At 70.4% G+C, this 14,958-nt stretch carries 5 protein-coding genes and 1 pseudogene; 2 read left to right on the forward strand and 4 right to left on the reverse strand.

Annotated elements, in window-relative coordinates:
• Positions 1-43 precede the first annotated feature (43 nt).
• Complete coding sequence (locus tag ALI22I_RS17675) at positions 44-1,156, forward strand: class I SAM-dependent methyltransferase (RefSeq protein WP_143532267.1); 1,113 nt, start codon at positions 44-46, stop codon at positions 1,154-1,156.
• Positions 1,157-1,231: 75 nt separating this feature from the next.
• Here ALI22I_RS17675 and ALI22I_RS55600 read toward each other — a convergent pair.
• From ALI22I_RS55600 to ALI22I_RS17695, 4 genes and pseudogenes are all read right to left on the reverse strand, one after another.
• A pseudogene (locus ALI22I_RS55600) lies at positions 1,232-1,435 on the reverse strand (IS3 family transposase); the annotation flags it as partial.
• Between the two features lie 171 nt (positions 1,436-1,606).
• Positions 1,607-2,818 carry a cytochrome P450 gene (locus ALI22I_RS17685; RefSeq protein WP_077006608.1) on the reverse strand — a complete coding sequence of 404 codons (1,212 nt, stop codon included), beginning with the start codon at positions 2,816-2,818 and terminating at the stop codon, positions 1,607-1,609.
• Positions 2,815-4,134, reverse strand: coding sequence for an MFS transporter (locus tag ALI22I_RS17690; protein ID WP_077006609.1), 1,320 nt, complete (start codon positions 4,132-4,134; stop codon positions 2,815-2,817). The genes ALI22I_RS17685 and ALI22I_RS17690 overlap by 4 nt, the downstream gene beginning before the upstream one ends.
• A 30-nt stretch (positions 4,135-4,164) precedes the next feature.
• Positions 4,165-5,166, reverse strand: a complete 1,002-nt coding sequence (locus tag ALI22I_RS17695) for a TauD/TfdA family dioxygenase (protein ID WP_077006610.1) — start codon at positions 5,164-5,166, stop codon at positions 4,165-4,167.
• 347 nt (positions 5,167-5,513) lie between these two features.
• Between ALI22I_RS17695 and ALI22I_RS17700 the strand changes: the two genes are divergently transcribed.
• On the forward strand, positions 5,514-14,942 hold the full coding sequence (locus ALI22I_RS17700) for a non-ribosomal peptide synthetase (protein WP_077006611.1): 9,429 nt from the start codon (positions 5,514-5,516) through the stop codon (positions 14,940-14,942).
• Positions 14,943-14,958: the final 16 nt, after the last annotated feature.

The following is a 14,958-nucleotide window of genomic DNA, read 5'->3' on the forward strand; positions in this document are numbered from 1 at the left end:
GATCCCGAGACCGAGAAGGACCATGATGACTGTCGTCGAGCCCATGTTGAATGCCGAACCGAGCACGATCATCAAGCCGTTGGTCGACACGGCGCTGCTGCCCGGCCATGGGCTCCAGCACGACGTGGTCACCGCCGCACACCGGGTCTACGAGCACCTGATCGCGATCTGGGCGCCCGGTGTCATCGAGGCCGCGCACGATCTCGGCGTGTTCGTCGAACTGTCCGCGGGACCGGCCACGGCCGAGCGACTCGCCGAGCGGCTGGACACCGAGCCGCGGGCCACCAGGGTGCTCATGGACGCGTTGTACGCCTATGACATCGTGGAGCGGACGACCGAGGCCAGTGCGCCGCCGTCGTACCGACTGCCTGCGGCGATGCGGGAATGCCTGCTGCCCGGCGGCATGTTCAGCCTTGTCGGCAAGATCGCCTACGACCGCAGGCTGGCCTGGCGGGCGTGGCAGGACTTCGCCGGTGCGGTGCGCCGGGGCAGCAGGGATGGCAGCGGAAGCGACCAGCTCAACCAGATCTCGGTGGACGAGTACGAGTCGCTGGTGAGCGGGATCAACTTCTGGGCGCCGCCGGTCGTCCAGGTGCTCCGGCAAGGGCTGCGCGACCTGGCGTGGCCGTGCGACCGCGCGGTGCGGATGGTCGACGTCGGCTGTGGCACCGGTCTGTACGGCCAGTTGTTGCTGCGCGAGTTCCCACAGTGGACCGCCGTCGGGCTGGACGTGGCACGAATCGCGCCACTGGCCACCTCCCAGGCGGCCGAACTCGGTGTGGCAGCGCGGTTCGAGGCCACGGTGTGCGACTTCTGGCAGGACTCCTGGGGTCAGGACGTCGACCTCATCCTGCTGGCGAACATCTTCCACCTGCAGACCCCGGAGTCCGCCGAGACGTTGGTGCGACTGGCCGCCGAGGCGCTGGCCGAGGACGGCATGTTGTGCATCGTCGACCACGTCGTCGACGACGAGCGCACCGCGAAGTCGGCGCAGGACCGGTTCGCCCTGCTGTTCGCCGCGTCGATGCTGGCCACGGGCGGCGGGGACGCCTACACGCTCAAGGACTACGACGACTGGTTCGTCCGGTACGGGTTGCGCCGGGAGCGGATCCTGGAAACACCGATGCACCGCATCCTGTTGGTGACTCGTGCGTGAAAGTCTCCGAACGACCGGTGCCCCCTCAAGTGCCTTGGCACTTGAGGGGGCACCGGTGGTGGTGCGTCGGCGACGCAGCCTGTGAAGCCCCGGCCGGCGGATGATCCGCGCGACGCGCTTGTGCTCGACCGGGTGTCCGGCCTCGCGCAGCTCCGCAGTGATCCCGGGGACGCCGTAGGCGCCGGCCGAGCCCCGATGGACCGTGCTGATGAGGGGCCACCGGGCGGCCGTCGGCGGTGCCGCGGGCGGCCCGGGCGGCCGGGCCGCCCGCAGTGGCACGCCAGTGGTGGAAGCCGGACCGGGCGATGCCCATCACCCGGCACAACCGCGTGACGCCTGATATGACCCGCACCGCCCTGACCACTCGGCCTTGCCGGAACGCGCCTTTCGCAGCGGTGACCCGGTCGACCGACGCGAATTCGCCCCGGGGCCGGGCGCGGCGACGCGTTGTCAGGCCGCCGGGACGAGCCGGACCGGCAGACTGGCGTAACCGGAGAAAACCGTGGAATAGAGGTTTTCCGGCGGTGCCGTCGCCTCGAAGTCCTGGACGTGTGCGCACAACGCGCTCAGCAACGCGGAAATCTCGGCCCTGCCGAGGTAGGCGCCGATGCAGAAGTGCGGGCCGTGCCCGAACACCACGTGATTGTTCGGTTTCCGGGACAGATCGAACGACATCGGGTCGGTGAACTCGCGTTCGTCGAAATTCGCGGACGCGTGCCACAGGGTCACGATGTCGCCGGCGCGGATCAGGGTGTCGTGCAGTCGCACGTCCGCGGTGGCCCGCCTGCCGACGTGCCGGGTCACCGTGGTCCAGCGAAGGATCTCGTCGACGGCGGTGGCGAGTTCGACCTCGCCCGTGCGCAGCCGTCGCCACTGGTCGGGGTGGGCGAGGAAGGCGGCCACCGCGCCGATCATGGTCAGCCTGGTGGTCTCCTCACCGCCGAGCACCAGGCCGTAGCAGTTCAGGATGATCTCGTCCTCGGACAGCGGGCGCCCGTTCACCTCACAGGTCGCCAGCATGCTCACGACATCGGTGCCCGGGTCGCCGGCGCGGGTCTTGGCCAGCTTCGCGAAGTACATCAGGATCTCGTTCTTGGCCAACCAGCTGCGCATCGCGTCCTGGCCGGGCTCCTCGGCGGCCAGCGCCGACTTGGCCGTCCGCTGCACCTCCGCACGCTGCGCGTCGGGCACGCCGAGCATGTCGCAGATGGTGGCCAACGGGATGTGCGCGGCCACGTCGGCGGCGAAGTCGCACGTGCCTTGCCGGACGGCCTCGGCGACCACCTTGTCGGTCGCGGCCCGCATGTTCGCCTCGACCACCTGCAACGCCCTCGGTGCGAACGACCTGAGCAGCGTCCGGCGCAGCTCACGGTGCCCGGACCCGTCCGAGATCGCGAGCATCTTGCCGGAGGCGGAGTCACCGCCGTTGAGCAACGTGTCCAGCACGTTGCCGTGCGCCGAGGAGAAGTTCTCCGCGTCCCGGTAAACCCCGACGACGTCCCGGTGCCGCGACAGCACCCAGAAACCTGGCCGCTGTTCGGATTCCGCGTTCCAGTACACCGGCTTCTCGTCCCGCAACCCGCGCCAGAACGCGGTCAGGTCGTGCTCGACGAACGTGGTGGAGTCGGCCAGATCGATCCCGGTCGGCGCGTGCGTGGTCACCTGGCTGATCCCTCCTCGGCTTTCGGCTCCGCCGCCGCGGCGTCCTCCGTGCCGCGGAAATGGCGCAGTGTAGGGCTGAGTGCGGCGATCAGCGCCGGGATGAAGCAGAGCCCGGCACAGACGAGCAGGGCGAAGCGGGAGCCGCCGAACTCGACGAGGATGCCGCCGAGGGCGGGCCCGATCGCGCCCGACGTGCCGTCCAGCGTGCCCATCGCACCACTGAGCTTGCCGCGCATCTCGTCCGGTGTGAGCAGCAGCTGGTGGGTCATGATCGTCGTGTTGGCCAGTGGTGCGACGAACGCGCCGGCGGCCAGCAGCAAGCCGGAGGCGAGCGGCGAGGTGAACACCGCCAGCAGCGGCATGATCAGCGTCACCACCCACACGACGCCGGTGATGGAGAGGTAGGGGGTGAGCAGCCTGTGCAGTGGCGCGGCGGCCAACGCGCCGAGCAGGCCGCCGACGCCGAGCATCGCGACCATGATGCCGATCATCGCCGAGCTGACGCCCTGCTGCCCGGCACGGATGATGATGGTGATCAGCACCGCGGCGAACACGAGGTTCAGCACGACCGCGCACAACGAGGTCACCATGATGAACGGCTGGCGGACCATCCAGCGCAGGCCGCTGGTCAGGTCCTGCCAGAAGTGCGCCGGTGCCGGCGGCGGCCCGTCCTCGTCGGGTTCGGCCGGTCGGTCCGCGGTCGGCCGGCGTGGGATTCGCAGGAACAGCAACAACAGGACCGACAGCAGGCCGAGTGCGCTGTTCAGCAGGAACGGCAAGACAAGGGCCAGTCCCAGCAGGACACCGCCGAAGGTGTTGCCGAGCAACTGGCCGACCGACACCCGCACGTTGTTCAACGCCAGCGCGGTCGGCAACTGGTCGTCGGTCACCACCTGCGGCAACGAGGCCGCTTCGGCGGGCCACGTCGCGGCCAGTGCCGCGCCCTCGACGGCCGCGGCGATCAACAGGTGCGACAGGGTCAGCGCGTCGAAGTGGATTGCCACCGCCACGCTGGCGTAGCCGAGCGTCCGCAGCACGGCACACCCGAGCAGGATGTTCTTGCGGTTCGCCCGGTCGGCGAGTACTCCGGCGGGCAGCCCGGCCAGCAGTTGGGCGCCGACCAGCACGGAACCGACCACCCCGGCCAGCGCGGGCGAACCGAGCACCCAGAGCGTGAGCAAGGGGTAGACGATGACGAAGACCTGGTTGGTCAGCTCGGATGCGCTCTGCGCGAGCCAGAGCAGGTTGAAGTTCCGGTTCCGGGACAGCGGAACCTTGTCCGTGGCCGGACCGGCTGTCGTGGGCGTCTCAGTCACCGCAGCGTTCCCCCTTGGTCATCGCGCGGTTCACAGGATGATCCGGTTGCGCCGGTCGCTACTGGCGTAGATGCGCCGGACGTCCCGGATCAGGTTCAGTCGCTTCAGCCACCGGTCGTGGCCGTCGTAGCGCGGGGTGAACGGCTCCCGGCCGTGCACCACCTGGTAGTTGTCCACGAAGATCGCGTCACCCGGCGCCAGCGCGACCCGGTCGACCACGTCGCCGAACATCCGTTGCGTCCGGTGGATCGCGTCCGTCGGTTCGCTTCCCGCCTCGGCGGACATGAAGTCGATGTCGAAGCGCAGATACGGCCGTTCGTGTGGGCCGAACAGCACCGAGCCGCGCTCGTAAGGCCTGCCGTCGAGGTGGTTGTCCGGCCCCACGCCGGTCGTGAAGCCGACCGCGTGGGAGTCGTCGGCGTAGAACCGGTACTCCGTCCGTCGTAGGGCCTCCCGCAGTTCCTGCGGAACCTCCAGGTCGGCCACTCGGACCACGGTCGTGCCCACCTCATCGGGATTGCGCAGGCAGAACAGGGAGACGTAGTCACCACGGCACGGGTGATAGACGTCCTCGGTGTGCAGCGACAGTTCGATCTCGCTGCTGGCACTGGTCAGCGCCGCCTCCTGACCGGGAACGGGGCAGACGTCGTGCACCACCCGACCGTCCTGCTGGTTGGCCCAGCCGAACGGTTCCGCCAGCCCGGCACCGACCAGCAGCAGGGTCAGCTCCTCCCGGCGTCCCGCTCCGGTCTTGGCGGCGACGTCCCAACCGGCCGGAGTGGGCGCCAGGCCGGGATCGATCGGCAGGTTGGACACCATCGCGATGTCGGCTTCGTTTTCGCGCACGTCGCAAAGGAACTGCCGCAACCGCAACGGCAGGCGCTGGGCGTGGGTGGTCGCCGAGCCGGCCAGGGCCAGCGGATCCCAGTGCTGTCCGTGCGTGGCCGTGCCGACCTCGTCCACGAGCGCGGCGACCTCGGCGCGTTCGGCTCCGGTGAGTTCGAGCCGATTCGGACTCCGTCGCGTGCTCATGCCGCGGTGATCTCGTAGAAGGCGGACCGGAACTCGATCCCGACTCGTTCGGCCTGGTTGGACACCCAATACCTCCCGCGTGCTGTCCAGATGGTCCTCAACCTTGCCGAACGCCGGAGCGCAAATCCACCGGATTAAGCCATTCCCGAAAAACGCAAGTCAGCGCGTCGGACGAAATTTGAACGAGCGGGGAACAGGACGCGAACGGCATGTCTTATTTGTGGCTGGCTTAATGATGTAGAGCCGCGGCACCTGCGTCAGTAGTGTTCAAATCGTCTGTCGTCAAGTTCGGCGGAAAATGGGTCTGACGTGCATAAACCGTCCTGTGTGATTCGTGGAGGTCGTCAATGTCTCTGGACAACCCGGTGACCGGGGAGACCATCGCCGAACTCTTCGAGGCACAGGTGCGCCGCCACCCCGACCGCCTGTCGCTGGTGCACGAACAGACCACTTGGAGCTATGCGGAACTCGACGCCGAGGCTAATCGACTCGCCCACCTCCTGATCGGGCGCGGCGCCGGGCCGGAACGGATCGTCGCACTGCTCCTACCGCCCGGCCCGGAGTTCGTCATCGCCGTGCTCGGCGTGCTGAAGACGGGCGCCGCCTACCTGCCGGTGGACATCGGCTATCCGCCGGAACGTGTCCGGCACATCCTCGCCGACGCCGACGCCGGCCTGCACCTGTGCACCGCGGCGACCGCCGCCCTGGTCGAGAACGGTGCGCCGGTACTGGTCGACCCCGTGCGGAGCGGGTATCCGGCGACCCCGCCGACCGACGCGGACCGACTCGCGAAGGTGGACCCGCGCCAGCCCGCCTACCTGATCTACACCTCCGGTTCGACCGGGCGGCCGAAGGGCGTTGTCGTCACGCACACCGGGATTCCCGGGTTCGACACCATCCGGGAGCGGTTCGGGCTGGACGAGAACAGCCGGATGCTCCAATTCGCCTCGGTCGGCTTCGACGCGGCGGTCTGGGAGATCCTCGCACCGCTGCTGACCGGCGGCACCCTGGTCACCGCACCACCGGAAAAGCTCTCGCCTGGCGAGCCGCTGGCCGAGCTGCTCACCGAACAGCGGGTCACCCACGCGAACATCCCGCCGGCGGCGCTGGCCGTGATGTCCCCGGCCACCGTTCCCGCGGATCTGTCCATCATCCTCGCCGGAGAGGCACCTCCTGCCGGCCTGGTCCGGGAATGGGCGGCGGACCGGCTGCTGCTCAACGCCTACGGGCCGACAGAGGCGACGGTCTGCGCCACGGTCAGCTCGGCGTTGCGCCCGACCGGCACGCCGCCGATCGGCACGCCGCTGCGCGGCGTCGGGGTCGTGCTGCTGGACGACCGACTGCGACCGGTGCCTGACGGCGAGGTCGGCGAACTCTACTTGTCAGGCTCCTGCCTGAGCCGCGGCTACCACAACCGGGTGGCGCACACCGCGGAGCGGTTCGTCGCCAACCCTTACGGTGCGCCGGGCAGCAGGATGTACCGCACCGGCGACCGGGCTCGGCGCCGTGCGGACGGCGACCTGGAGTTCGTCGGACGGGTCGACGACCAGGTCAAGATCCGCGGGTTCCGGATCGAGCTCGGCGACGTCGAGGCGGCGCTGGCCCGCTGCCCCGGGGTGCGCCAGGCCGCGGCGCGCACCGACGTGGACGACGCGGGGCAGCCGCGGCTGGTCGGTTACGTCCTGCCGGCCGGCGCGGCGGACACGGCCGCGCTGCGGGCGCGACTCGCCGAGAGCGTGCCCGACTACCTGATCCCGTCGGTGTTCGTCGGCATGGACGCCTTCCCGGTGACGGCGCACGGCAAAGTGGACCGGGCGGCGCTGCCCGCGCCGGACCTCCGCGAGCGACGTGAACTGTCCGGAGTGGACCGCCCGCGCACCGCAACCGAACGGCGGATCACCGAGATCTGGGCGGACGTGCTCGGGCTGCCCCAGGTAGGGGCGACCGAGCGGTTCTTCGCGCTCGGCGGCGACTCGATCCGGGGCATCCGGGCACTGTCCAGGACGATGGAGGAGTTCGACGTCGACCTCTCGCCGAAGACGTTGTTCGAGGTGCAGAGCGTGCGCGCGTTCGCCGCCGTGGTCGACGAACTGCGCGGCGAGCGTCGCACGTCCCGGATCGCCGTCGCCGACCGGGCCGGGACGCTGCCGATGTCCTTCGTCCAGCAACGACACTGGTTCCTGCAGGAGTTCGACCCGGACAGCTTCGAGTACAACGTCTCCGGCGCGGTGCGGATGACCGGTTCGCTGGACCTGGCCGCGCTCGGCACGGCGTTGCGCGGTGTGGTGGACCGGCACGAGGTGCTGCGCACCACGTTCGACTCGATAGACGGTCACGGCGTGCAGATCATCCACCAGGCAGGGCCGATCGACCCGCGGCTGGTCGACATCGCCGGCCTCGCGACCCCGGAGCGGGACGACGCCTATGACCGGGTCGTGCGCGAGGAGCTGACGCGCCCGTTCGACCTCCGGGTGGGTCCCCTGATGCGCGTGCTGCTGGTCCGCCTCGCGCGGGACGAGCACGTTCTGGTGCTCACCCAGCACCACATCATCACCGACGGCGCGTCGATGCGGATCCTGCTGGAGGAGCTCTGCGAGCTGTACGGCGCGGCCGTGCGCGGTGAGCCGGTATCCCTGCCCCCCAACGAATTGCAGTACGCCGACTTCGCCGACTGGCAGCGTCGCGAATGGACGGAGGAGGCGCTGGTCGGCCGGTTGGACTACTGGCGAGGGCAACTCGACGGCCTCACGGTGCTGGACCTGCCGACGGACCACCCTCGACCGAGGACCCGCACCGCCCGCGGCGACCTGTGCCACGTCACCGTCTCCGCCGAGACGACGGCGCAGTTGCGCCGGGTCGCCGAGAAGTCGGACGCCACGCTGTTCACCGTGCTGCTGGCCGCGACGAACCTGATCCTGAGCCGCTACTCCGGTCAGCGGGACGTCGCGGTCGGCACGGTGACCACGGGGCGCAACCACCCGGAGCTCGACCGGTTGCTGGGGTACTTCATCAACACGGTCGTGCTGCGGTCCGAGGTTGACGAGTCGGCGTCGTTCGCGTCCTTCGTCGGCCGCGTCCGGGAGAACCTCGCGGACGCGTTCGCCAACCAGGACGTCCCCCTCGAACGGCTGATCGACATCGTCCGGCCGGACCGCGACTCCGCGCGCACCCCGTTGTTCCAAGCCATCGTGATGATGCAGGACGCGTTGTTCCGCGGTGCGGAGGTGGCCGGCCTGCGGCTGGAGAAGGCGGAGCTGCCGCAGCTGACCTGCATCACCGACCTGACCTTCGAGTTCGCCGAGCGGGACGAGGAACTGCGGGTCTCGATCGGGTACAGCACGGACCTGTTCGACCGCGACACCATCGTCCGGTTGGGCGCGAACTTCGCGGAGCTGCTGAACGCCGTCGCCACCTCGGCGGCACAACCGATGCTCCGGATGTCCAGCCTGTCGGGCGAGCAGCACGACCTGGTGGTGCGGCGCTGGAACGACACGGCGGTGGCCTACCCGTCGGATCGCCCGTTGCACGAGCTGTTCGCCGAGATCGCCGCCGCCAAACCGGACGCGATCGCGTTGCGGCACGGCGTCGCGGTGTGCGACTACGCCGAACTCGACCGGCGGTCGAACCAGATCGCCCACGAGTTGCTGGCCAGGGGAGTGCGCCCCGGCTCCTTCGTGGGGTTGTGCCTGGAACGCGGAATCCCCCTGGTGGCCGGGATGCTCGGCGTGCTGAAGGCCGGTGCCGCCTACCTGCCGCTGGAACCGGGACTGCCCGCCGAGCGAATCCGCCGGCTGATCGCCGAGGCCGGTGCGGAGCTGGTGCTCGCGACCACGGCCACGGCGGGACTCCCCGGCGGCGAGGTGACCGTGGTCGACCTGGAGGCCGAGGCGCGTGAGCTGGCCGGTCGTCCGGACCACGCGCCCCTGGTGCGGGTGCACGGACTGAGCCTCGCCTGCGTGCTGTACACCTCCGGCTCCACCGGTCAGCCGAAGGGCGTGCTCGGCACGCACCGCGGGATCGTCAGGGCGGTGTGCGGCACGGACTTCTTGGACCTCGGTCCGGGGCGGACGGTACTGCAGGCGATGCCGATGTCCTGGGACGGGATGCCGCTGGAGCTGTGGTCCGCGCTGCTGCACGGCGGGACCGCGGTGCTCTACCCGGAGCGGACCGTGGACGCGGACACGATCGCGGCGCTGGTCGCCGAGCACGAGATCGACACGCTGTGCCTGCCGGCCGGGCTGTTCGGCGTGCTCGCCGAGCTGCGCTCCGCGGCGCTGCGCACTGCCGACCAGGTGATCGTCGGTGGGGACACGAGCGCCATCGCGGACGTGCGCGCCGTGCTGCGGGCGAACCCGGACCTGCGCCTGGTCAACGGATACGGTCCCGTCGAGGGCATGATCGTGTCGACGACGCACGAGGTCGGCAGCGCGGACGTGGCCGAGACGAGCACGCAACTGCCGATCGGCCGCCCGGTCGCGAACACCCGCGCCTACGTGCTGGACGCCACGCTGAAGCCGGTGCCGACCGGTGTGATCGGCGAGCTCTACGTCGGCGGCGACGGACTGGCCTGGGGCTACCTCGGACGTCCCGGACTGACGGCCGAGCGGTTCGTCGCCGACCCGTGCGGGCCGCCCGGCGGCAGGCTGTACCGCACCGGGGACCGAGCCCGGTGGAACGCCGATGGTCTGTTGGAGTTCTGCGGCCGGGCCGATGACCAGGTGAAGCTGCGTGGCTACCGGATCGAGCCGGAGGAGGTGGCCGCCGCGCTGCGCGTGCACCCGGGGGTGCGGGCCGCCGTGGCCGTGGTGCGCGAGGACGTGGCGGGGGCCAAGCGGCTGGTCGGCTACGTCGTGCCGGAGCGACCCGACGGGTTCGACGTCGGCGCGCTGCGCCGGTTCCTCGCGGACCGGTTGCCGGACTACCTGGTGCCGGACTCGTTCGTGCAGTTGCCCGGACTGCCGTTGTCCCCCAACGGAAAAGTCGACGTCAAGGCGCTGCCGAAACCACCCGTGGCGGAGGAAGCCGAGGACACGGCGGCGCGCAACCCGGTCGAGGCGGCGCTGGCCGAGGTCTGGGCGGAGGTGCTCGGACTGGACCGGGTCGGCGTCCGCGACAACTTCTTCGAACTCGGCGGCGACTCCATCCTCAGCCTCCGGGTCGTCGCCAGGGCGCGCCGACGCGGCATGGTGATCAGCACCAAGGACGTTTTCGCCGCGCAGAGCGTCGCGGAGCTGGCAGCGGTGGTGCGGACCGACGTGGTACCCGCCGCGGAGGTGGAGATCGACGGGCCGGCCGAGTTGCTCCCGGTGCAGGACTGGTTCCTGGCCACGCACGAGGCACACCCGGAACGGTTCAGCCAGTGGGTTCGGGTGGGACTCGCCGACGGGGTCGACCAGGCCGCCCTGGAGCAGGCGCTGCGAGCCGTCGTGACGCGGCACGAGGCGCTGCGGTCGGGCTTCGACCGTGAGCACGGCACACAGCAGGTGGTCGACGGGGAGCTGGATCCGCTCGTGGCGGAGGGCACGGACCCGTTCGAGGGGTTCGACCTGGCCAAGCCGCCGTTGCTGCGTGCGGTGCGCTCCGGCGACGAGCTGCTCCTGGTCGCGCACCACCTGGTGGTGGACGCGGTGTCCTGGCAGGTCGTCCTGGACGACCTGGCCACCGGCTACGCCCAGGCCCGCCGGGGTGAGCCGGTCGAGCTCGGCCCGCACGGGAGCACCTACCGGAGCTGGGCGAACAGGCTCGCGGCCGCCGCGCGGCACGGCGACTTCGACGCCGAGATCGCGTACTGGTCCCGGGTGGACGGTGACGACGCCGGCGGCGAACCGCTCCCACGGGACCTGGCCGCGCCGGACTCGGCGAACACGGTCGGCACGGCGGACACCGTCGAGGTGCGGCTGAGCCGGACCGAGACGGACGCGCTGCTGCGCGTGGTGCCCTCGACCTACCACACCCGGGTCAACGACGTGCTCCTGACCGCGATCGGTGCCGCGGTGGCCGGCTGGACGGGGCGGCCACGGCTGACCGTGCGCCTGGAGGGACACGGCCGGAACCCGGGGGAGTGGTCCGGGGACGCCGACATCGCCAGGACCGTCGGGTGGTTCACCACGCTGTACCCGGTCGCGCTCGATCTGCCCCGAGTGGGCTGGGGCGAACTGCTCAAGTCGGTGAAGGAGCAGCTCCGCGCGGTGCCCGGAGACGGCCTGGCGCACGGCGCGTTGCGGCGGCTGGGCCGCGTGCCCGAAACAAGGCCGGAGATCAGCGTCAACTACCTCGGGCACTGGGACGAGACGGCGCCCACCGGTGAGCTCTTCGACGGCGCCGCGCCGAGGATGGGCTTGGACCAGCACCCGGACCAGCGGCGCATGCACCTGCTCGACGTGACCGGCATGGTGCGTGACGGGCAACTGGAGCTGGCCGTCACCTACTCGCGGCGGATGCACCACGAGCGGACCGTGCGCGGGTTGGCCGAGGCCACGCTGGCCGGGCTGCGCTCGATCATCGACCACTGCCGGCGCCCGGACGCCGGTGGCCGCACGCCGTCGGACTTCCCGCTGGCCGGGCTCGACCAGTCCGAGCTGGACCGGTTGGTCGGCGACGGGCGGGGGGTGGCCGACATCTACCCGCTGACCCCGATGCAGAGCGGCATGCTGTTCCACAGCCTGGCCGAGCCGGACTCCGACGTGTACAACGCCCAGCTCACTTTCGTGCTGGACGGCGTCACCGACATCGAGTCGCTCGCGGAAGCCTGGCGGCGGACCGTGGCGAGGTTCGACGTGTTGCGCACCGCCGCGGTGTGGGAGGGAGTGCCCCGACCGCTGCAGGTGGTCCGGGAGCACGTCGAGCTGCCGCTGACGATCGTGGACCACAGCGCCATGACCGAGGATCAGCGGGCCACCGCGCTGGCCGGCCATCTCGCCGCCGACCGCATCACGCCGGACGAGCTGAGCGAGGCGCCGCTGGTCCGGATCACCCTGATCCGGCTGTCCGAGGACTCGGTCCGGGTCGTGCAGACCGTGCACCACCTGGTCATCGACGGGTGGAGCATCCAGCAGGTCTTCGACGAGGTGTTCGCCAACTACGCGGAGCTCGCCGGCGGAGCACCCGCGGTGCTCCCCGCGCGCAGGCCCTACCGGGACCACGTGGCCTGGCTGGCAGCACAGGACGAGGACGAGGCAGTCCGGTTCTGGACCGAGGCCCTCCACGGACTGACCGAGCCGACCCGGCTGCCCTACGACGTCATGCCCGGTCCCGGTCACCGCACGAACGCCGCGCGGCGACACGCGGCCGGTCTGTCCACAGAGGATTCCGCACGGCTGGCGGAGTACGCACGCGTTCACCGGATCACGCTGAACACCGTCGTGCAGGGCGCCTGGGCGCTGTTGCTGTCCAGGCACGCCGGTCAGTCCGACGTGTGTTTCGGCGCTACCGTCTCGGGCAGGCAGGCCGATCTGCCCGGTGTGGAGTCGATGGTCGGACTGCTGATCAACACCATCCCGGTCCGCGCCGTGGTCGACACCCGGCGGGACACGGCCGGATGGCTGGCCGACCTGCAACGAGCGCAGGTGGACACCCTGCGGTTCGAACACTCGTCACTGGCGATGATCCGCGGCTGCGCCGAGATCGAGCAGGAGAACCTCTTCGACAGCCTCGTGGTGTTCGAGAACTACCCCGTGGACACCGGAAGCGTGGCCCGGCACGGCCTGCGCATCGGTGACTTCCAGGCGCACGAGCCGACCAACTACGCGCTCAACCTCATCGTGTACCCCGGCTCGGAACTGAGCTTCGTGCTGAGCTACGACCCGGCCCTGTTCCACTCCGACACCATCGAGGTGCTGCTCGCACACCTGGCGAACCTGCTGCGCGGCATCGCCGCCGGCACCGGCGGCACACTCGGCGACCTGCCGATGCTGACCCGGGCCGAGGAAGACGCCGTGCTCGGCGAGTGGATCGACACGGCGGTCGACTACCCGCTCGCGTGCGTGCACGAACTGGTCACCGCACAGGCCGAACGGACACCGGAGTCCACCGCGCTCGTCCACGAGGACACCACGGTCAGCTACGCGGAGCTGGAGCGGCGCGCCAACCAGCTCGCCCACCACCTGTGCGACGCGGGCGTGCGACCGGAGTCGCTGGTGGCGCTGTTGCTGCCGCGCGGCGTGGACATGGTCGTCGGCATGCTCGCCGTGATGAAGGCGGGCGGCGCCTACGCGTTGATCGACCCCGCCTTCCCGGACGAGCGCATCGGCGTGGTGCTCGGCGAACTGGCCAGTCCGGTCGTCATCACCTACGACGCGCTGCGCGGCCGGCTGCCGGAACGGGCACCCACGGCGGTCTGCCTGGACACCGAGGCCGTGCGGATCGGGCGGCGTCCGCACACACCGCCTCCGGTCGAGGTCGGCATCGACAGCGCCGCGTGCGTCATGTTCACCTCCGGCACCACCGGGGCGCCGAAGGGCGTCGTGCACCCGCACCGCAGCACGGTGCGCACGTTCTTCGGCACCACGTTCCTGGAATGGGGCCCGGACCAGACCTTCCTGCAGTACTCGCCGGTGTCCTGGGACGCGATCTCGCTCGAACTGTGGGGCGCGCTGCTGCACGGCGGCGTCTCCGTGCTGGTCAGCGGTCAGGCTCCGGCGGTGGACACGATCGTGTCCCACGTACTGGAGCACCGGGTCACCGCACTGTGGCTGTCGGCGAGCCTGTTCAACGTACTGGTGGACGATTTCCCCGAGGTGTTCGACGTCGTCCGGCAGATCGCCACCGGTGGCGAGGCGGCCTCGCCGGAGCACATCCGGATGGCCCGCACCCGCTACCCCGACCTGCGACTGGCGCACTGCTGCGGCCCGGTCGAGAGCATGGTGTTCGCGGCCGCGTTCGTCCGCCCGCCCGCCGACGAGAACAGGCCGCTGATCCCGGTGGGCCGACCGCTGGCGAACACCCGGTTCTACGTCCTCGACGCCGATCTGCGGCCGGTCCCGCCAGGAGTGGCCGGCGAGTGGTACGTCGCCGGCGACGGTCTGGCCGGCTATTACCTGAACCGCCCGGGGCTCACCGCGGAGCGTTTCGTGGCCGACCCGTTCGGGGCACCGGGAAGCCGGCTGTACCGCACCGGGGACCTCGTTCGCTGGCGCCGGGATGGCATGCTGGAGATGCTCGGCAGGGCGGACGACCAGATGAAGATCCGCGGGTTCCGCGTGGAGCCCGGTGAGATCGAGTCGGTGCTGGTCCGCTGGCCCGAGATCGCGGAGGCCGCGGTCACGGTGCGCGAGGACCGGCCGGGAGCCAAGCGCATGGTCGCGTACCTCGTGCTCGGCGCCGGCTCCGCTGTGGACGGTTTCGACGAGGTCAAGCTGCGCCAGTACCTCGCCGAGCGGCTGCCGGGACATCTGGTGCCCGCTGCCTTCGTGGTGCTCGACGCGCTGCCGTTGACCACCAACGGCAAGTTGAACCGCAAGGCGCTGCCCGCGCCGGCGGCGCGGGCGGAAACCGGTGCGGAGTACGTCGCACCGAGGACGTCGACCGAACGCGTGCTCGCCGAGATCTGGCAGCGCCTTTTCGGTGTGGACCGGGTCGGCGTGCACGACGACTTCTTCCGACTCGGCGGCGACTCCATTTCCAGCATCGGTGTGGTGTCGCGGGTCAAGGAGGCTTTCGGCGTACGGATTTCGCCGCGCGTGTTGTTCGACACGCCGACCATCGCGGCGATCGCCGGCGTGATCGAGGAGGCGGTGCTTGCCGACGTCGAACAGTCGCTCTCGGTGGGTGGGCAGTGAGTCGGGGTAGGACGAG

Source organism: Saccharothrix sp. ALI-22-I (assembly GCF_001984175.1).
Classification (GTDB): Bacteria; Actinomycetota; Actinomycetes; order Mycobacteriales; family Pseudonocardiaceae; genus Actinosynnema.

Excerpts from the sequence above, each read along its gene's own strand:
- ALI22I_RS17675 (WP_143532267.1), top strand. The coding sequence starts at position 44 with ATGTTGAATGCCGAACCGAGCACGATCATCAAGCCGTTGGTCGACACG.
- ALI22I_RS17700 (WP_077006611.1), top strand. The coding sequence starts at position 5,514 with ATGTCTCTGGACAACCCGGTGACCGGGGAGACCATCGCCGAACTCTTC.
- ALI22I_RS17695 (WP_077006610.1), bottom strand. The coding sequence starts at position 5,166 with ATGAGCACGCGACGGAGTCCGAATCGGCTCGAACTCACCGGAGCCGAA.